The sequence below is a fragment of the Gulosibacter chungangensis genome (assembly GCF_008831155.1).
GTDB lineage: Bacteria > Actinomycetota > Actinomycetes > Actinomycetales > Microbacteriaceae > Gulosibacter > Gulosibacter chungangensis.
The window spans coordinates 264,055-282,446 of record NZ_WBKB01000001.1 but is presented as its reverse complement, the minus strand read 5'-3'; the positions used below and the strand labels follow the sequence as shown (position 1 = coordinate 282,446).

Annotated in this window: 16 protein-coding genes; 5 read left to right on the top strand and 11 right to left on the bottom strand. The window is 63.3% G+C overall.

Translation table 11 applies throughout. The features are described 5' to 3' along the window. Positions 1 to 8: 8 nt before the first annotated feature. The 6 genes from F8O05_RS01250 to F8O05_RS01225 all read right to left on the bottom strand — a co-directional run bounded on the left by F8O05_RS01250 (position 9) and on the right by F8O05_RS01225 (position 9,527). A complete protein-coding gene (locus F8O05_RS01250; RefSeq protein WP_158050936.1) occupies positions 9 to 665 on the bottom strand; it encodes a DUF6320 domain-containing protein in 657 nt (218 codons plus the stop codon). Beyond that, on the bottom strand, positions 662 to 2,098 hold the full coding sequence (locus tag F8O05_RS01245; RefSeq protein ID WP_158050935.1) for a condensation domain-containing protein: 1,437 nt from the start codon (positions 2,096 to 2,098) through the stop codon (positions 662 to 664). Before F8O05_RS01245 ends, F8O05_RS01250 begins: the two co-directional genes overlap by 4 nt. Then, the gene (locus F8O05_RS01240) at positions 2,095 to 3,069 is read right to left on the bottom strand and encodes an alpha/beta hydrolase (RefSeq protein WP_158050934.1); all 975 of its coding nucleotides are present in this window, start codon (positions 3,067 to 3,069) and stop codon (positions 2,095 to 2,097) included. Before F8O05_RS01240 ends, F8O05_RS01245 begins: the two co-directional genes overlap by 4 nt. Positions 3,070 to 3,193: 124 nt before the next feature. Further along, a complete protein-coding gene (locus F8O05_RS01235) occupies positions 3,194 to 4,021 on the bottom strand; it encodes a DNA-formamidopyrimidine glycosylase family protein (RefSeq protein WP_158050933.1) in 828 nt (275 codons plus the stop codon). 8 nt (positions 4,022 to 4,029) lie between these two features. Continuing rightward, positions 4,030 to 8,988 carry an Lhr family ATP-dependent helicase gene (locus F8O05_RS01230; protein WP_158050932.1) on the bottom strand — a complete coding sequence of 1,653 codons (4,959 nt, stop codon included), beginning with the start codon at positions 8,986 to 8,988 and terminating at the stop codon, positions 4,030 to 4,032. Between the two features lie 62 nt (positions 8,989 to 9,050). After that, the gene (locus tag F8O05_RS01225) at positions 9,051 to 9,527 is read right to left on the bottom strand and encodes a MarR family winged helix-turn-helix transcriptional regulator (RefSeq protein WP_158050931.1); all 477 of its coding nucleotides are present in this window, start codon (positions 9,525 to 9,527) and stop codon (positions 9,051 to 9,053) included. Between the two features lie 121 nt (positions 9,528 to 9,648). Here F8O05_RS01225 and F8O05_RS01220 point away from each other — a divergent pair, with 121 nt between their 5' ends. From F8O05_RS01220 to F8O05_RS01210, 3 genes are all read left to right on the top strand, one after another. Further along, complete coding sequence (locus F8O05_RS01220; protein WP_158050930.1) at positions 9,649 to 10,443, top strand: siderophore-interacting protein; 795 nt, start codon at positions 9,649 to 9,651, stop codon at positions 10,441 to 10,443. Between the two features lie 78 nt (positions 10,444 to 10,521). Further along, complete coding sequence (locus tag F8O05_RS01215) at positions 10,522 to 11,175, top strand: hypothetical protein (protein ID WP_158050929.1); 654 nt, start codon at positions 10,522 to 10,524, stop codon at positions 11,173 to 11,175. A gap of 157 nt (positions 11,176 to 11,332) precedes the next feature. Further along, on the top strand, positions 11,333 to 11,947 hold the full coding sequence (locus F8O05_RS01210) for a mycothiol-dependent nitroreductase Rv2466c family protein (protein ID WP_158050928.1): 615 nt from the start codon (positions 11,333 to 11,335) through the stop codon (positions 11,945 to 11,947). Positions 11,948 to 11,977: 30 nt separating this feature from the next. Here the strand turns inward: F8O05_RS01210 and F8O05_RS01205 are convergent, their stop codons facing one another. Genes F8O05_RS01205 through F8O05_RS01195 form a run of 3 tightly spaced genes read right to left on the bottom strand, consistent with a single transcriptional unit; the run spans position 11,978 to position 14,309 of the window. After that, the gene (locus tag F8O05_RS01205; protein ID WP_158050927.1) at positions 11,978 to 12,514 is read right to left on the bottom strand and encodes a DUF488 domain-containing protein; all 537 of its coding nucleotides are present in this window, start codon (positions 12,512 to 12,514) and stop codon (positions 11,978 to 11,980) included. Positions 12,515 to 12,525: 11 nt separating this feature from the next. Further along, the gene (locus tag F8O05_RS01200; protein ID WP_158050926.1) at positions 12,526 to 12,819 is read right to left on the bottom strand and encodes a hypothetical protein; all 294 of its coding nucleotides are present in this window, start codon (positions 12,817 to 12,819) and stop codon (positions 12,526 to 12,528) included. Continuing rightward, positions 12,816 to 14,309: an inorganic phosphate transporter gene (locus F8O05_RS01195; protein ID WP_158050925.1), complete on the bottom strand. Its 1,494-nt coding sequence runs from the start codon at positions 14,307 to 14,309 to the stop codon at positions 12,816 to 12,818. Before F8O05_RS01195 ends, F8O05_RS01200 begins: the two co-directional genes overlap by 4 nt. 241 nt (positions 14,310 to 14,550) lie before the next feature. On the opposite strand from F8O05_RS01195, the gene F8O05_RS01190 reads away from it, so the two are divergent. Continuing rightward, positions 14,551 to 14,760, top strand: coding sequence for a GNAT family N-acetyltransferase (locus F8O05_RS01190; RefSeq protein ID WP_158050924.1), 210 nt, complete (start codon positions 14,551 to 14,553; stop codon positions 14,758 to 14,760). A gap of 51 nt (positions 14,761 to 14,811) precedes the next feature. Next, positions 14,812 to 15,147, top strand: coding sequence for a GNAT family N-acetyltransferase (locus tag F8O05_RS01185; RefSeq protein ID WP_158050923.1), 336 nt, complete (start codon positions 14,812 to 14,814; stop codon positions 15,145 to 15,147). Positions 15,148 to 15,154: 7 nt separating this feature from the next. On the opposite strand, the gene F8O05_RS01180 is transcribed toward F8O05_RS01185, so the two are convergent. Both F8O05_RS01180 and F8O05_RS01175 read right to left on the bottom strand, forming a co-directional pair. Beyond that, positions 15,155 to 17,203: an ElyC/SanA/YdcF family protein gene (locus tag F8O05_RS01180; protein ID WP_192496973.1), complete on the bottom strand. Its 2,049-nt coding sequence runs from the start codon at positions 17,201 to 17,203 to the stop codon at positions 15,155 to 15,157. A 187-nt stretch (positions 17,204 to 17,390) separates the two neighbouring features. Then, positions 17,391 to 18,383 (bottom strand): PDR/VanB family oxidoreductase, encoded by a 993-nt coding sequence (locus F8O05_RS01175; RefSeq protein WP_225735661.1) that lies wholly within the window; start codon positions 18,381 to 18,383, stop codon positions 17,391 to 17,393. Positions 18,384 to 18,392: the final 9 nt, after the last annotated feature.

Sequence of the window (18,392 nt, the reverse complement as noted above, 5' to 3'; positions counted from 1 at the left end):
GGTCTCACCTAGAGGTGGAAGCGTTTCCCGAGCTCGTGACCAACTGAGCGGATTCGAACCAACTGCAGCACCAAGATAATCGCGCTCAGCACTACGCAAATGATTGACGGCACCGGGTTCGTGACCCAACCAAACACCAGAAAAAGAATCGGCAGCAGCCCGAGCAGTGCGGTCACCCCGCTATAAACCAGATACTCGCCGAGTTCCATTCGCATCAGGCGAACAGCGATCAATAGCCCCACAACCGCCGAAGCACTCATGATGGGCACCGCATACGTCAGGCTCCAGGCGTTCCAGCCGGTGAGATAGTCCCAATACACACAAATCAAGCCCACGATCAGCACGAGATACACCGTGCTCTTCGCCACATTGCGACGCTTACGAACGGCCGTGAGCACAACCAGCCACATCGCCATCACACCCAGCCAAATCGATCGGACAACGCCAACACCGTCGTGCCCAAAAAACAGCTGCACAGCGAAGGACCCGACCACCAGCCCCAACGAACTAAAGGCGAGCACCGTCAACAATCGACGCCGCGAAAACTTGAGCGGCACGGCAGGCAAAGGACTCGTCGTCGCCGTACCCGTGGTGGATGCTCCGCACAGCGGGCAGCGCATCCAAGCACCTTCGATGGTGACCTTGCAGGCCTCGCAACCGTTCATGAAGAAAGCTCCGCGATCTCTTCCTCGGTAACGGCGGCTGCGGCAACACAAACCTCAACGCCGTGCTCCGTGAGGTGTCGTGCAAATTCCTGAATATGCCCGGTCTCGACGAAGGGCGAAGTAAAGCTAATTGTGAGCTGGTTTCCGTGACTCATCGCACAGAACTGTGGTCGAACTGCGGAGACATGGAAATACATCCGATCGACGTGACTATCCGCCGGCTCTGGAAGGCTCACACGCCCGAGGTTTGAAATCGCGACGGTGAGACCGCGGTTATTACCCCAATTGAGGAGCCGGAGAATCACATCCTTGAACGGCCGCGGAATAATACGGATGACCTGATGCCGCTCGAGCCGGATCAGCTGGCGAAGTTTCTGCTCCAGTGCCTCGGGAGTCGCCTTCGGGCGGAAATCTTCCTCGAGATTTCGAGCGATCGATCCCAAATCGTCGGAGCCCTCCCCATACGTGTGTTCGACGTGGACGGTCGCGAAAAAATTTCGGGCCGAGGTGGAAGGGAAGAACTGCCGCAGATTCACCGGAATCGAAGCTGACATTGTGGGCGCATCGCCCAGGTCACCCGCCGAGCGGCGAATCGATTCGAAGAACAGCGCGGTGAGGTAGGTCGTCAACGACACCCCTTCGGCACGGGCCAACCCAAGCGCAGCCTTCGCGTTGACCGTGAGCTCCACAGCCCGCGCGCGGTTATCCGGCGTTCGAGCTCCTCGAACCCGATACACCTTCTGCTCGGGTCTGCGCAGTAGAGCTCGCAACCGGGAATCCGAACCAACCGGTGCCTTCGCAGCTTCCGACACAGCTTCGGTTTCAGCAGTAGCCGCAGCTGCAACGTGATCGAAATCCGCGGTTGGATGATCTTGCTTCCGATGCTGACGGAAATGGTGACTAAAACTATCCGGCACGAGACCACGAGTCTGTGCCAGCGACTCCTCCGGCTCAGTAAGCGGCGCATCCGCATTGCTGACCTCGGACGGTGCTTCGTCTGGATATTTCAGCCGCAAATAGGCGGTCACCAGGTCCGAGACGAACCACAGCGCCCCGGTGCCGTCCGAGAGCGCGTGAAAGATCTCCAGGATGATACGGCGCCGGTAATAGAGGATGCGGAACAAGAGATTCCGGCGGTCGGTCTGATAGATCGGGAAGCAGGTGTACTGATCGTCCTCCGCGACGGTGGGCCGAAGATCGCTGTCTTGCAGGTAATACCAAAAGATTCCGCGCCGCAACACGGCATGAAAGAGCGGAAAACGATCGTAGGTCTCATCGAGTGCGGCTTGCAGCAACATGGGGTCAACCTCGTGATCGACCTCCACACTCATCCGGAAAACCTTCGGGTCGGTGGTGCTGCGGGCTGCCAGAAAGATATTGGATGCGTTGTCGAGCCGCACCCAATTCCGTCGCGTAGGTGCCCCATCGGTCATGCGCCGGGGCCCGCTTCTGGCTGTTTGGCAGCGTCGTGCCGGTGCTCGGGTTCATCGAGGAATGCGTTGATGACCTCGTAAGCATCCCGCATCTGTCGCGTGAACCGCGGCAGCTGAATGAACCCGTGCAGAGCCTCGGGTACGCGGTGAACCTGAACCTCGTTGCCCGCATCCTGCAGCGCCTTGCCGTAGGCCTCGCCCTCGTCACGCAGCAAGTCCCACCCTGCCGAAATCAGCAGGGTCCGTGGCTGGTCAGAAAAATCCTTCGCCATCAGCGGCGACACATAGGGCTCGCGCTGGGCCTGCGCATCCGGAACATAGAGGTCCATATATGCCTGCACCTCGGCATTGGTAAGCCGCAAATGCTCGCCATATTCGCGCACCGAATCGAATGGGGACGTGGTCGGATCGTGATCCCAATGCGTGACCGGATAGAGCAAGATTTGCCGGGTGACCCCGACATGGCCCTCATCACGCAACCGGAGCGACACCGCCGCAGCGAGGTTGCCACCAGCCGAATCCCCGACCAGGACAATATTTCGCGCATCCGAAATGCCGGCCCGCTGCGGCTCCTCCAATAGTTGCTTGGTGATGCCGTAGCAGTCTTCGAGCCCCGCGGGGTATGGATGCTCAGGCGCAAGCCGGTAGTTCACCGAGGCCACGGGGCAGCCGGTGAGTTCGGCCATCGCCCGGCAGGTGGTGGTGTAGGTTTCGATGTCGCCGGTGACCCAGCCGCCGCCGTGGAAGAACAGCAGAATGTCGTCGCCGCGCCGTTCGATTGGCTGGAAAATGCGCACCCGAATTTTGCGGTCGCCGACGGTTGCGGTGGTTTGCCGGTAGGAATTTCGCAGGCCAGGTCGCCAGAGGGATGCGAACCAACGCTGTGCGCGGCGGACCTTTCCGTAGTCTTCACGCATGTCGATCCGGGGTGCGGCGAAGAGTCCCAAGGCCGCCTTCATGAGCGGGTTCATCGGACGGTTGCTGGGCTCGAGGCGTGCGCGGCTGCGGGGTAAGGCATGCTCCCCAGCCTAAAGGTGCCGGCTGGAGTCTCTCCTGTGGCGACCGCAGGTCACAGTTGGTCGTTCTGCCCGCCGATCAGCACTGGCAGTTGGGACACCAAGCCGCGTTGCGAACGGTGGCTCCCGGCTGTTTGCTGCCGGATGCATGCTTGCCCTCGAGAATGATTGTGCCGCAGCGGCGACACGGCTGACCCGCCCTGCCGAATACATAGGTCGGCCGACGCAAGTCACCGGTGAAGGTGCGGTCGACGCGGTCGCGGTTGGCGAGGAGCAGCCTGCGACCGAGCCTTACCCATTCCGCAATGTCGCCGCATTCACGCACCGTTCTGCTCGGCAGCACACCCAGCAGAAAACACATTTCCGTGACGTACTCATTGCCGAGCCCGGCAAGGTTCCGCTGGTCGAGTAGTGCGGCGGTGATCTCGCGGTCGGGTTGCTGCTGGATCCTTCGGATCGCTTCGGCAAGATCGGGAGTCTCGGCGAGGAGGTCGGGACCAAGCCAGCCGAGGTGTTCCTCCTCGTCGGCTGTCGGCCACATATCAAGCTTCGCAAGATCGATGCCCAGGGCGATCGCCGCATCCGTACCGATGATTGCGCGGATGCGGTGGGCAGCGGGCCAGGCAATCGTCGGCCCGCGGCGTGGTCGCCTTCCAGCAGCTCGTGCCGCGGAAGCTGGCGGAACGATGCGCCAAGACCCGTCCATCCCGAAATGAGACTGCACCGTGTACTCACCGATGCGCAGCAGGACGTGCTTGCCCCGCGCATCCACCCCGCGAATTTCTTCGCCGAGCAGCGAGGCGGTCGCGAGTTTCGGCACGCGCAACTCGAAGCGGTTCACCGAGCGCCCCGTCAGCGAGCGGTGCAGGTTCTTGGCTGCGCGGTACGCGGAATCTCCCTCTGGCATCGTCGTCCTTAGAGTCGCATCCGCAGGCCGCGCGGGATTTGCCCGAAACCGGCATCGGTGAGGAGTCTCGCGAGTGGCGCCTCGAGAGCATAGGCGCCGTTGATTTTCTCGATCACGAGGTTGGGGATGCGTGCCCGGCGCACCGTTTCGGCAAGCGATTCAGCGGCGGCTCGGGCGACGGGGTTGTTCTCGAAAGAGTCCGACTCAAGGAATGACAGCAAAGTTTTCCCGCCGCGCTCCACGTACAGCATCAGCTCACCGTCCACGAGCGTTACGAGCCCGCCAGCCTTTCGCCCCGGCCGATGCGTGGACTCATGCTCGGGCCAGGGTAGCGCCGCACCGTAGGGGTTTGCCGGATCGGTCGCGGCAAGCGTGACGGCTCGAAGCGGTGGTTTCTCCTCGAAACGGTCGTCATCCGCACGCCGCAGCGCGTCGATCGCCCCGGCCGTCGCGAACTGTGCGGCGCCGAGTCCGGCGATGAAATAGCCGCGCCGTGCGCGACCGGCCTCCTCAAATTTCGCGAGCACTCGGTAGGCAAGCGCAAAGCCGCCTTCTATCCCGGTGGCCTCCACGGAACCACGAGTCACCACCCCGTAGCGGTCCAACTGCAGTTCGGCGCCAGCTTGCGCTTTCACAGTCGCGTCTTCGGCGAAGGATTCCGCTAGCGACCAACGACCAGCTGCCCGAGGTGGCACCTGTGCGGCCTTCCGTTCGGCAGCCCACGACCGGAATGAGCGTCCGCGCGCGGGCTGCCGCGCGGTGCGGTGCGAAGGTGCCGACCGGCTCGAGGAACTCCGCGCCCCCACCTGCCCGGCCAACAGCGCCCGCAGTGGGACAAGCGAGTCGCTCGAGGCGATTCCGAACCAGGCCAACTCCCACAGCGCATCCGCAATTTCTTCGAGTGAGGGCGGCGCGGATGCGGGGCCCAGGCCAGTCTGAACCGTCAGCTCGGTCACGATCTGCGGCAGGAACATCGCCCCGCCGCGCGCGAGGACTGCGGCGACACGCTTTGCCAGTGGGGATGCATCCTCGGGCAGTTCCGGACGCTCGAAGGTGAGGTGCTCGGTATCGCTCAGGTGCAGGCTCAGCCACCCGTCGGCGCGGCCGATTTCGCTGTGCCCGTGCCAGCGAACCTCGCCCGAAATGATCAGCTCATCGAGCATCCCGGGGGAGTAGTCGCGCACCCGAGCGGGCAGGATCAGCGACTCCCATGCCGAGGCCGGAATCTGCGCGCCCTGCAGTTGGTCGATCACGGTGAATACACCATCCACGCCCCGCAGGTCGCCATCGAGCTGCTGCCACTCGGTTAAGAATCTCGCGTAGGCAGCCTGTGAAACCGGTTCGACCTCGTGCCGCAGCTTGGCGAGGGTGCGGGCCCGGATGCGCCGCAACACCCGGTCATCGACCCATTCCTCACCGACTCGGGCAGGCGTGAATTCACCCCGCACGATCCGGTGGGAGAGCTCGAGTTGTTGCAAGGCAGCGAGTGCGACAGACTGGCCGATTCCAAGGCGTTCAGCGACCTCGGCGGTGGTAAACGGCGGGTTCGTGCGTGCGAACCGGGCGACGAGATCGCCGAGCGGGTCTTCAACGGGCGCGAGGAAGGCCGCGGGTACGCCGATCGGAATCGGGGTGCCGAGGGCATCGCGGAGGCGAGCGGCGTCCTCGATCGCGGCCACACACTCAGTACCCGCAATGCGCAGGCGTAGGGCGCGCTTGCTGTCGACGAGACGCGTGACGGTCTCCTGAACCTCTTCGAGGCGGGCGATGCCCGGCATCGCGGCCTGGACTTCTGCCAGCCGGGAAGGATCACTCGCACTGGCCTCGGAGCCTTCTGGCGATGCGGACTCCGCCGAATCCATCAGTCCCGCATCCTCCCCAAACCGCTCGAGAATTTCCGTCTCGCTCAGTGGCCCGAGCAATCGCAACAGGTCCGCAACCCCCTCGAGGTCGCGCGCCCGAAACCCGGGCGCGCGCTTCTGCAGTTCCGCTGCCACGTCGTCGATCGCATCCTGATCGAGGAGTTCCCGCAGCGAAGTCGCGCCGAGTAGCTCGGAAAGCAGGTTCGCGTCGAGGTTGAGCGCGGCGGCGCGACGCTCGGCGAGGGGCTGATCTCCCTCATAGAGAAACTGCCCGACGTAGCCGAACAGCAGATTGCGTGCGAACGGCGATGGCTCTGGGGTGACCACCTCGGTGATCCGCACCTCGCGCGATTCGATGCGGGCGATCAGTTCGGTGAACGCTTCGAGATCGTAGACGTCGTTGAGCACCTCACGCACGGTCTCGAGGATGATCGGAAATTCCGGATAGCGACGGGCCACCTCGAGGAGCTGCGCAGCCCGCAGTCGCTGCTGCCAGAGTGGTGAGCGCTTTCCCGGATGCAGACGCGGCAGCAGCAGCGCCCGCGCAGCATTCTCGCGGAACCGGGCAGCAAAGAGCGCCGATGCGCCCACCTCGCGAGTGACGGTCGGCTTAATCTCTTCGCGTTCGAACACGAACAGTTCCGCGCCGGGCGGGTCGGCATCAATATCGGGGATGCGCACCACGATCCCGTCATCACTCGCGACGGCCGATCCCTCCATCCCGAAGCGCTCGCGAACCCGCGCGGTCACTAGTAACGCCCAGGGTGCGTGCACGCGGCGACCGAAAGGGGAATGCAGCACTACGCGCCAGTCGCCGAGCTCATCGCGGTTACGCTCCACCACCAGCACCCGGTCGCTCGGCACCTGTCCGGTAGCCTCGCCCTGCTCGCGAATATAGGCGACAAGATTCGTGGCCGCATGCTCGTCGAGGACTTCCTCGAGACCCTCCGGTACCGCATCCTTCGTCGCAATCGCTCGACTCATCTCGCCAATCGCGGCACCGAGCTCGGCTGGCCGCCCGATCGAATCGCCGTGCCAGAACGGCAGCCGACCCGGCTGCCCGAACGCGGGCGTGACCCGCACCCGGTCGGGCCCGATTTCGCGGATGCGCCAGGAAGTCGAGCCGAGTGCGATCACGTCGCCCACGCGGGATTCGTAGACCATTTCCTCGTCAAGTTCACCCACGCGAGTACCCGCGGGGCGGCGGCTGGATGCGGTGGTGCCGTCCTCGGATTCCGGACCGTCCTCGGCACCGGTGTACATGAATACCCCGTACATGCCGCGGTCGGGGATGGTGCCGCCGCCGGTCACCGCAAGTCGCTGTGCGCCGGGTCGGCCCGTAAAGGTATCGGCGTCACGATCCCAAACGATTCGCGGACGCAGGTGTGCGAACTCATCCGAGGGATAGCGGCCGGCCAGGAGGTCCAATACCGAGTCGAGCAGCGCTCGCGAAAGCCGCTGATAGGAGGAAGCTTTTCTGGCCAGCGCGAGCCAATCATCCACCGCCCAGGCATCCACCGCGGAGGCGGCGATGATCTGCTGAGCCAGCACATCCAGCGGGTTCTCGATCAGCTCAATGCGCTCGATCGTGCCCGAAAGCATTCTTGCCGCGACCACCGCCGAATTCAGCACATCCGCCCGATGCTTCGGCAACATCACCCCGCGCGAAGTGCCGCCGACCTGGTGGCCCGCACGTCCGAGCCGCTGCAGCCCCGAGGCGACCGAAGGTGGCGCCTCCACTTGGATCACGAGCTCCACATCGCCCATGTCGATGCCGAGTTCCAGGCTCGAGGTCGCGACCACGCAGCGCAGCTCACCGGACTTCAGCGCCTCCTCGACCGCGGCGCGCGTGGTCTTCGACATTGAACCGTGGTGAGTGCGCGCGAGGGTGTCCTCGTCGTGCGGCGCGCCGTCGGTTTGCGGGTTGGCGTGTCTTCGCGGGCTGGCTTCCCCTCGCAGACTGGCTTCGGGGCCATGGGACGCGGCGCTCGCGGAATTGCTATCGGCGGTGGCGCGGCTATCGGTGGCGGCAGCGCTGTCGGCGTTGGAGTTACTGTCGGTGGCGGCAGCGAATTCCGCCTGTGCCGCAGCCTCGGCAAGACGCGAGCGATACTCCTCATTGAGGTTTGCGGTGAGCCGTTCCGCAAGGCCCCGGGAATTCACGAACACGATCGTGGAGCGGTGTTCGAGCACACGGTCGACGATCTCCGCTTCAATATGCGGCCAGATCGAGCCGTGGCGGGGATCGGTGGACTGGGTGGAGTCGCCGAACACAATGTCATCGTCCTGCGCGTGCTGGTTTTGTGAGGCACCTTCGTCGCGCGCGGACCGCCCGGGACCTCCGACCGTACCGAGATCACTGAGATCCTCCACCGGCACGACCACCTTGAGATCGAACGCCTTCTCACTTGGGGGAGCGACGATCTTCACAGGAGCCGCGCCGCCGAGGAATTTCGCAACCGTCTCGAGCGGCCGCACCGTCGCTGACAAGCCGATGCGTTGCGCGGGCGAGGTGAGCAGCGCATCCAGCCGTTCGAGCGAGAGCGCGAGGTGTGTCCCTCGTTTGGAATCGGCGAGGGCGTGCACCTCATCGACGATCACGGTGTCGACGGCTCGCAGTCCCTCGCGGGCGCTGGACGTGAGCATGAGGTAGAGCGACTCGGGCGTGGTGATCAGCACATCCGGCGGGTTTGCCTGCAGCCGGCGGCGCTCGGCGGGCTTCGTGTCGCCCGAGCGGACCCCGACCGAGATCGCATTCGCCGGCAGCCCAAGTCGCTTCGCGGTCTGGTCGATGCCCACCAGCGGTGCGTTGAGGTTCCGCTCGACGTCGACCCCGAGCGCCTTCAGCGGCGAGATATAGAGGATGCGCGTGCCGGGCTTGCGAGGCTCGGTCGCCACCTCAGTATCATGGATGAGCCGATCCAGCGCCCAGAGAAACGCCGCGAGGGTCTTGCCAGAGCCGGTCGGCGCGACCACGAGCGTGTGGCTGCCGGTCGCGATCGCTTCCCAGGCCTCGCGTTGCGCGCGGGTCGGCTGCTCGAACGCACCCAAGAACCAGGTGCGCGTCGCCTCCCCGAACGCTGCCATGTCTCGCGATTCCGTCATCCAGTCAGCTAACTTCACAACCCTGTCAGTTTTCGCGACCCGCAGACGCACAGCGCAAGCGGCTAATAGTGCCGGGCCCCACGATCCTGTAAAGATTCGAGGATGCGGCGCAGCACGGGCAGCGCCTCGTCGAGCGTCTGGCGGTCGGCGGCCGAGAGGCTATCGATGGCGTTTTGTAGGACGGCAACCCGTTGGCGGCCAGCCTCGCGAAGGATGCCCTGGGCCTCGTCCGTGACACCGATCAGGATCGCGCGAGCATCTATGGGGGAGAGCTCGCGAGAGAGCAGGGAGACCTGCGTGAGCTGTTTCACGAGATTACTGACCGTGGGGCGGGCGAGCGACAAGTGTCCGGCGAGTTCCGTGGTGGTGAGCGGCCCGTGTTGCTGGACGGCGCGCAGGAGCTCGACCTGTGCCGATGTGAGGCTGGCCGCTGCTGCTGGCGGGGGCGTTGCGCGCTTGAGCTCACGCCGCAACGGACCCAGCAACATGCGCAGTTCTCGGGCAGTGTCGTGTTCGGGATCGTGTTCGGCGGGGCTCATAATTCCTTCGGCAAATAGGCAAACCTGTTTGTTTCAAACATAGTTTGGTAACCTACGGATATCCAGATGCGCAGCTCGCCGGTCTGGCTGGAGCGCGCAATCGACCACGTTAAAGGACTCCATGACTGCTCCGACGCTTGCTGTTAAACGAACCCCGTACCCGTTGAAAACACGACTGCTCACGGTGCTGCGGGTTGAAGAACTCTCGAGCGATATGCGCCGCATTATTCTGGGCGGCGAAGACCTTGAGGCCACGCTTCCCTACGGGCAGTTTTCGCCTGCCGACCACGTGCGACTCGTGCTTCCAAACGCTGACACCGGCGAGGTCACGATGCCGACGATCGACGAAAGTGGCCTCAACCGACCCGACGGAGTTGAGCTTCGCGAATACACGATTCGATGGGTCAACGCCGAAAAGCCCGAACTCGCCATCGACTTCTTGCTGCATGAGCACGGACCTGCTGGCCGCTGGGCAATTGCGGCCAAGCCAGGGGATCTTCTCGGAGTTCTTGGACCGCGCGGCTCTGCACGGTTCCCCACCGGGTATGACCGCTATCTCCTCGCCGGTGATGAGACGGCACTTCCCGCGATCGAGCGATGGTTGGAGGAAGCACCGCGCGAAGCCGCGCTCGATGTCTTCGTGCTGATCGAAGAGGCGAGCCGAGAGCGAGAGTTGCCCGTGCATCCGCGTGCAAGTCTCCGCTGGCTCCACCGCGCCAATGGCCAGACGCTCGGTGACGCGGTCGCAACGGCGATGCCAAACCTTGAGGCGAATACCTTCTTGTGGGCTGCATCCGAAGCCACGAGCCTATTGCCGATTCGCAAGCAGCTGCGGGAACTCGGGCACGCGAAGCAGGCGATTGACATCCGCGGTTATTGGAAGATCGGCGAATCCGAGCACAAGGAAAGCAAGTAGCTGCGGACTTGTTACTGAGCGCGGGAGGCTTTAAATATTCTGTGGCACGGTGACACTGAGCCACGAAAGGATCCCTCAATGACGCGAGCCGATAAGAACGCGGCCAAAATCGAGCCCGGTGACGGTAGCGCACTCAAACCGGTGCGTGGAGTCCAAGCGCTCTGGCGCACGCAGTTCGGCATTCGGCTCATCGAGCCGGATGCGCAGGGCAAGGAAGTGCCGCGGAGTTACGCCGTCGACGTGAACTTTTTCGACCTCGAGAGCCGCTGTGCGCTCTATCGCGACGGCAGTCAGCACCTGCGGGCGAAGCTCCCGGTGAAATTCCCGGTCCATCAGGGGCAGATCGAGGTGGCCGACTCGACTTACGGGATGACGCGCATCCACCTGCTGCGAGACGGTCAAGAACAGCAACTCGTGCCGATGCCGGGCACCGCCGAATTTTGGCGCGCGAAATTCGGACGCAACCACCCGGTGGCGAGCCGAATTATCGGCTGGCTCGCGATCGCCATCCTGTTGGTCAGTCTTGTCCTGCTGCTGCCGTGGGTCATCGAGCTCATCTCGCAAATGGATTTCATTGCGGAGCGGTTTGGCACCTTCACGAACCCGCTTGAAGTGCCCGGTTGGTTGGGCTCCACGCTCGCAGTGGCGAGCGTTTTGGCGGGGCTGGAGCGGGCATTGACGATTCGAAGTCACTGGTTGATTGATGCTGACACGTATTGGCTCGGCGACTGATTTCGCCGACTTGCTCCGCGCCTCACCGCCCAAGAAATCAGTTGGTAAGCGCTCGCCGTGGAATACGGTTTGTCGTCGCAAGGTTGTCATCTCACGGAGCCGAAAGATTCAAGCGCTCCAAAATTTTCAACAGAACCAAAACGACTAAAGGAGTGTCATGACCGAACAGACCCGCGAGACCGTTGACTTCTGGTTTGACCCGATCTGCCCGTTTGCGTGGATCACCTCGCGCTGGATTCTCGAGGTAGAGCAGGTGCGTGACATTGAGGTGAAGTGGCACATCATGTCGCTGTCCGTCCTCAATGAGGGCCGCGATCTCGACGAGGGCTACCGCAAGCTTTTGGACCGTGCGTGGCTGCCCGCTCGCGCCGCCACCCAGGTGTGGGAGCGTCACGGCGACCAAAAGCTTGGCGAGTTCTACACGGCTGTCGGTACACGCATCCACAACGAAGGCGAAAAGGACTTTGAAGCCGCCGTCGCCGGTGCGCTCGCGGACCTCTCACTCGAGGCGAGCATCCTGGACGCCGCGAAGACCGACGAGCTCGACGAGAAAATGCGCGCCTCGCACCAGGAAGGTATCTCTAAGGTGGGCGACGAGGTCGGCACGCCCGTGGTCGCGTTCAACGACACGGCTTTCTTCGGCCCGGTCATGACGCGGATTCCACGGGGCGAGCAGGCCGGCAAGATCTTCGACGCCGCCGTCACGCTCGGGTCATTCGAGTACTTCTACGAGCTGAAGCGTTCGCGCACGACCTCGCCCGAATTCGACTAAACGCGCCTGCGCTCGACTCAGTGCGGGCCCTTACTCGTCGGCCTGGGCGGGGTAGCGAACCTTCCCGTCCTCGCCGATCACGGCACCTTCGGTGAGGGATGCGGGGGACTGCTTCCCAGCATCCATGAGGTGGATGACCTGGTCGCCTTTGGCCAGTAGATGGTCGGCGATGATTCGCCGATGACAGCGCCACCAGACCGCTTCCGAGCACATGACCGCGACATGTTGCTCGGAAGCGGCGGTGCGGAGTTCCTCGATCGCCGCCGCGAATTCTTCGGTCAGCGCGTGATCGGCGTAGTTGTGAAAGCTGCGATTGCGCCAGAAGCCGTTGACCTCGAAGGGAATGATCATACTCACTCGGCGCCTGCCGGTAAGTCCCTCAGACCGCTCATAGCCAATCCCAGCCTCAGAAAGCGACTCGGCCAGCGCATCCGCATTGAAATGCGGATATTTGCGCGACCCGGGCAGCTTCCGTACATCGACCACGAGTGTGACCGACGCATCTCGCAACAGCGCGATGAACTCCTCGATCGAACGCGTCGAGTGGCCGATGGCGAAGCATGTCATGGCACTTCAGACTAGCCGTGAAGCGCGGGCACAATCAGGTAGATACCGATGAGAACGCACACGCCGGAGAGACCGAAACAGAGGTAGGCAAGGCCCGTCGCCCATCGCGGGCGACCCATTTCATCGATGTCGTCATCTTCGTCATCACGAGAAGGCCCGTTCGGCTCGAAGCTGCCGTCTGCGTGCGCCACCTTAGGTGCCGGAGTCGCCAGGAATCGAATGCCCAGCGAGAACAGTGAAACGACCACTGCCGCTGAGACCAGCGTAGTGCCGAACACGATCAGGAATGCCATCCAATCGATCATCGGTCGTCTCCGTTCTGCTCGTCACGGGGTTCTGGTTGGTGTGCTGCCGGGGCTGGGCGTCGCTCGGCTGCGTCTTGTTGCACCGGGTCTTGTTGCACTGGGGCTTGTCGCGGCGTGTCTTGTCGCCCGGAGTCTTGTCGGGGCGTGTCCTGCTGCGGAGGGGCTTGTGGAGGCTCTGCCTCGGTGCTTGGCGGTGAACCCGCCGCTCGCTCCTGGTCTTGGGCGGCCGATTTACGTTTGGCTTCCTTCGCGGCTTTGTCAGCGTAGAACGCGCTCTGCGCGACTGGCGTGAGCTGCGGTACGCCACCGTCGACTTGCCGCGCGCGCTTTGCCTTGCCCTTACGGATGCGAACCGCGTAGCCCGACTCAGCAACATCGGAAATCGGGATCGCGTTCGTGGGTGTCACCTGGTTTCGCTTCGAACGCCAGAAAATGAAGAGGACGAAGCCAAATCCAACTACCGCGTCGAAGATCACGCCGAACACGCCGAGGTGTGCGATCAATGCCGCAAGCGCTCCTACCGCACCAGCGGCGGGCAGGGTAAAGAGCCAGCCCAGGGCGATTCGGCCGGCGGTGCGCCACCGCACCGTCGAGCCGCGGCGGCCGAGGCCGGAGCCGATCACCGAGCCCGAAGCAACCTGCGTGGTCGACAGCGCAAAGCCGAGGTGGGTGGATGCGAGGATCGTGGCGGCGGTGGAGGTTTCGGCGGCAAAACCCTGTGCGGGCTTGACCTGGGTAAGACCCGCACCGAGCGTACGGATGATGCGCCAACCGCCTGAGTAGGTGCCGATGGCAATGGCGAGCGCGCAGGCGGCAATAACCCAGAAGTGGGGGCCGGTACCGGGAGCCTGAAGATTCGCGGCGACGAGGGTCAGGGTGATGACACCCATCGTTTTCTGGGCGTCATTGGTGCCGTGTGCGAGTGCGATCAGCGAAGAGGATGCGATCTGCGCGTACCGGAACCGACCGCGGCCGTCCTTATTTCCGTCCTGTCGGCGCGTGATTGCGTACGCGATCTTGGTCGCCGTGAACGCGACCAAACCGGCGGTCAGCGGCGCTGCAAGCGCGGGAATCAAGACCTTCGAAAGCAGCACGCCGCCGTTGATCGCGGAGAACCCGGCACCGACGAGTGCGGCACCGATGAGTCCGCCGAAGAGCGCATGCGAGCTACTCGAAGGCAGCCCGTATAGCCAGGTCAGCAGGTTCCACACGATCGCCCCGATGAGCCCGGCGAAGATCATCTCGGGGGTGATCAACACACCTCCGTCACCCTCATTGATGAGGCCTCCGGAGATCGTCTTGGCGACTTCGGTCGATAGGAACGCGCCGATGAGGTTCAATATTGCGGCCAGTAATACCGCGGTTTTTGGCTTTAACGCGCCGGTCGCGATGGGTGTTGCCATCGCATTCGCGGTGTCATGAAAACCATTCGTGAAGTCAAAGAACAGCGCCAGCACGATCACTAGCAACACGATGAGGGTGAGTTCCACTTGTGTCTTTCTCCTCAGGCAGATGTCTTGCGTTGTTCGCGTGGAGTTCAGGACTTCGTCACGCTGCGTTAAGAGCACTCTGCTTGTACTCAAAAGAGCTTACTCGCGGCAGGCGCGGGATTTTCCTCTCGACGTGAATCTCGCACAATTTGTCATGTGCCAATCAGGCAGAGCACGAGACACTTGGAATCTTGATTCCGCACGAAGATGTGCTGCAGCGTCGTGATCCGTAGGGAGGACCCTGATCGCGCGTGGTGGTGGCGCGGGGCGGGCGCTGATTCAGCGCGTGGCTGAGATCGCGGGCGAGGAGGGCTGCTCGATCATCCGTGGCATCACGGCAAGCGATAACCATCAGGAGCAAGCGCTCTACGACAAAGTCGGCACCCGCACGAACTGGGTCACCTACGACGCTGCACCGATTCACGCCACCACAGAAAGCGTCACGCCATGACTCACACGCCAGTACCCGACCTGCCTCGCACGCACCAAAGGAGGCCACAGCATGAGTGAAGTGCTCGTCAACGGAGAAGTCCCGATCGTTCGCGATGACGCCGAAAACAACCGCTACGTGATTGAGGCTGGTAGTGATCGACTAGGGCTCATCGACTACCGGTTGCGTGGAGAAAACATCGCGCTCATCCACACGGAGGTCGACAAGTCGAAGTCGGTGCCGGGTCTGGCACGCCTGCTCGTCACCGAGGCTTTGGCGGATGCGCGGGCTCGCGGTTTGGGCGTCCTGCCGTATTGCCCCTACGTGCTGCACACCATCGACCGGAACCGTGAGGACTTCCTCGACCTCGTGCCAGAGGGGCGTCGCGCAGAATTCAAACTCGACTAGCGGGCGCTTAGCCAATCACGATAATCCAGGCGACCGCGCCGCTGAGGAGCGTGACCCCCAAGCCAAACGCGAGGTGCTGCCACTTTTCGAGGAAAAGCACCGCGGCGAACTCGCGCAGCACCGCACTCGGGAAGTAATAGCGCGCGGTCTTCGCCCCGACGACCTGGGCGTCGATGCCGAGCTTGCGAGCGAGAAGCGCAGCGCGGAAGGCATGGTAGTCATTCGTGGCCACGAGCATCCGCTCGCCACGCGCTTCTGCGCGCAGCAACTCGCGGCTGAACTTGAGATTTTCTTCCGTGGTGGTGGATGCGGTCTCTGCCCGCACGAGCGCCGGCTCGGCCCCCGCATCCAGCGCGTATTTCGCCATCGCCTCACCCTCGGCGACCTGTTCGTCGGCACCCTGGCCACCCGAAAGAATCAGCAGCGGATCGCGGCCTGCCTCCACCTCGGCACGGTGCGCGGCCATGCCCCGGTCGATACGCGCGGCCAGCAGCGGCGGCACGCGGTCGCCGAACACGCGCGAGCCGAGCACCACCACCGCAGCCATCCCCGGCCGTGGCTCGCGGCGTGCGTAGATCTGGCCGTAGAGCAGGAAAGCGAAGAAGATAAACCCGAGGTATGCGGTCAGGCCGAGCGCCGCGACCGAGAGCACGAGCAGCCAGTAAATCTGGTTGAGTACGGCGATTACAAACACCGCGAGCACTGCGGTTACCCCCGCGAGGGCGAGCAGCCCCAGCATGTTTGCGAGTGAGCGTCCCTCTCGGCGAAGCACCGTGACGCCGCTGAACAGCAGGTAACCGGCAAGGAAGAGTGTTGAGGCAATGAGCGCCACCAGTCCCAGAAGTGAGAGCCCGAGACCTGCCGCTGGTAGGAGGGTGCTGATACCGAGCACAAGCGAAAAACCTAGATAAATCGTGCCGCCGAGCGCGAGTACCGCCGCGCTCATCCGCCGCGGCTCATCAATGCGCCGACGCGCGGCATGCGCGGAATCGGGGTCGCGTGCATCCACCACCACGAGCCCCGAGGCGAAGCCGCTGATTCCGCGTGGGCTGAAGATCAAAATCACCAGAACCGAAGCCACAAACCAAAGGTGCGCGAGGCCACCGGTGAACGGAATCTCGAGTGTGGATAGTGCGATCAGGATGAAGTAGAGGCCCCCGCCGGTGATGAAACGGATGAGGGTGCGGCCGAAGCCGGGCGCGCTGCCGTCCGGGCGTACCGAGCGCAAATAGCTGAGGTGCTGACCGATCGTCGCGTTGGTAGTGGCCGGCACAATGAGGAACATCACGATGGCGGTTGCGGCGATCGTTCCCGCGTAGATCCACGACATATGGGTGTGGATGGGCAGCTCGGCGAAGCTATTCGGGTACGCGAGGGCGAGCGTGACTTCGAGGGCGAGGGGAAGCCCGAAACCGATGAGGACGACGCTAATGAAGTCGACCAGCGCGCCAGTGAGACGCCGTGCCGCGGTGACCTTTGCGGGGGCGTGCGGATCGCGGCGGTGCTGGCCCGGAAACTTCGCGAGGATCGGGGCGAGGAAGGCACCAACGAAGGCCCCGAGGGTGTTCGCGAGCAGGTCATCCACGTCAAAGACGCGGTACGGGCAGGGGTAGATGCCGTAGATCCCGGTGAGTTGCGTGACCTCAATCGCGAGCGAAATCGCGGCGCCGATGAGCACCGTGGTGAGAATGCGCGTACCGAAGAGGTGCCGGACCAGGGCTCCCAGGGGCACAAAGAACAGGACGTTGAGGAGCACCTGCCGGAGCATGGAGTCGGCGAGGGCGTTGCTCCAGTTGACTTCGCGGATGAAGTCGAAAGGAACGAACTGGCCATACGCCTCGGCAGAGCACTGCAGGGTTGCTGGGTCGGGGAGCGGCAGGATCGTGTAAGCCCACAGCACGACGAGGTAGACCAGGCCCGCAGCGCTAATGAGCGCGTGCCCAAAGCCGGTCGTACCGCGACGGTTGCTCCACGCGACGTACGGGATGATCGCCAGCGGTAGCAGCAAGAACCCGAAGAATGCGGCGAGGATCGCCGACGCTGTAAAGCCGCCCATGTGCATCCGTCCTATCGCGTGCCTGCTTCGAAATTAGCACCGCGAGGGTCGGCTGCTGTTCAGCGAGGGTTGGCGGCTGGTCCGCGAGGCGATTGGTGGATGCGTATAAAAGAGTGGGGATGCGGCCTGTTGCAGAAGGCCGCATCCCCGTTTTATTTCTCAATGGAGCGTGACGAAGCCCAAGAAGTCACACATCCAGCTTGAGAAGTGCGCATTTGGCGCGTGAGACACACACCATCATGCAGTCTTGCTCATCCTGTTCTTCCTTGGTGAGAACCGAGTCGCGGTGGTCGACCTCGCCTTCCAGCACCGGGGTTTCGCAAGTGCCGCAGGTGCCCTCACCGCAGGAAGAAAGGACGTGGATGCCCTCGTCGGCCAGCGTTTCCAGCACGGTCCGGTCGGCCGCGACCGTGACGCGCTTGCCGGTCTGCACGAGTTCGATCTCAAACGCGGTGTCCGCGGAATTGTCGATTACCTTCGCGGTAAAGCGCTCGAGGTGAAGCGCGCCGCTGGGCCAGGATGCTTCACAAATTGATTCGGTCTCGTCGAGCAGCCGGTCTGGCCCACAGACGTAGATGGCGGTCCCTTCGGCCGGTGCCGCAAGGAGTTCCGGGAGGTTGATTCGAGCGGACTCGTCTTTGGCGAGCACCTGGACGCGCTCGGCATGCGGCGAAAGCTCATCGAGGAAAGCCATCGACTGGCGACTGCGGCCACCGTATGCGAGCTGCCAGGGTTTCCCCGCACGTTCAGCGGCCCGGATCATGGACGCGATCGGCGTGATGCCAATGCCGCCAGCGATGAAAATGTAGCTATCCGCATCCACCAGCTCAAAATGGTTCCGCGGACGCGAGATTCGCAGCGTCTCACCCACGTGCAGCGACTCGTGTACGTGCTTGGATCCGCCGCGGCTCTCGGGCTCGAGCAGTACACCGACGGTGTAGCGCGACCGATCTTCGGGGTCTCCGCAGAGCGAGTATTGACGTACGAGGTCGTCGCGCAGCCGAAGGTCGATATGGGCGCCGGGCTGCCATTCAGGAAGTTCGCTCCCGTCGGCGCGTCCCACGCTGATCAGTACGACCCCGTCAGCGGCTTCCACACGGTCAAGGACGGTGACGAGCATGAGGGTTTCTACGAGGTCGCTTTCGCGAATCATCGTCGTGGGAGTTAGAAGCTGAGTCATTGTCGGTTC

Bases quoted from the DNA above. Each gene is read 5' to 3' on its own strand.
- F8O05_RS01210 (WP_158050928.1), top strand. From the start codon at position 11,333: ATGACCGAACAGACCCGCGAGACCGTTGACTTCTGGTTTGACCCGATC.
- F8O05_RS01175 (WP_225735661.1), bottom strand. From the start codon at position 18,383: ATGACTCAGCTTCTAACTCCCACGACGATGATTCGCGAAAGCGACCTC.
- F8O05_RS01215 (WP_158050929.1), top strand. From the start codon at position 10,522: ATGACGCGAGCCGATAAGAACGCGGCCAAAATCGAGCCCGGTGACGGT.
- F8O05_RS01205 (WP_158050927.1), bottom strand. From the start codon at position 12,514: ATGACATGCTTCGCCATCGGCCACTCGACGCGTTCGATCGAGGAGTTC.
- F8O05_RS01185 (WP_158050923.1), top strand. From the start codon at position 14,812: ATGAGTGAAGTGCTCGTCAACGGAGAAGTCCCGATCGTTCGCGATGAC.
- F8O05_RS01200 (WP_158050926.1), bottom strand. From the start codon at position 12,819: ATGATCGATTGGATGGCATTCCTGATCGTGTTCGGCACTACGCTGGTC.
- F8O05_RS01225 (WP_158050931.1), bottom strand. From the start codon at position 9,527: ATGAGCCCCGCCGAACACGATCCCGAACACGACACTGCCCGAGAACTG.
- F8O05_RS01240 (WP_158050934.1), bottom strand. From the start codon at position 3,069: ATGAACCCGCTCATGAAGGCGGCCTTGGGACTCTTCGCCGCACCCCGG.
- F8O05_RS01180 (WP_192496973.1), bottom strand. From the start codon at position 17,203: ATGGGCGGCTTTACAGCGTCGGCGATCCTCGCCGCATTCTTCGGGTTC.
- F8O05_RS01250 (WP_158050936.1), bottom strand. From the start codon at position 665: ATGAACGGTTGCGAGGCCTGCAAGGTCACCATCGAAGGTGCTTGGATG.
- F8O05_RS01230 (WP_158050932.1), bottom strand. From the start codon at position 8,988: ATGACGGAATCGCGAGACATGGCAGCGTTCGGGGAGGCGACGCGCACC.
- F8O05_RS01235 (WP_158050933.1), bottom strand. From the start codon at position 4,021: ATGCCAGAGGGAGATTCCGCGTACCGCGCAGCCAAGAACCTGCACCGC.
- F8O05_RS01245 (WP_158050935.1), bottom strand. From the start codon at position 2,098: ATGACCGATGGGGCACCTACGCGACGGAATTGGGTGCGGCTCGACAAC.
- F8O05_RS01220 (WP_158050930.1), top strand. From the start codon at position 9,649: ATGACTGCTCCGACGCTTGCTGTTAAACGAACCCCGTACCCGTTGAAA.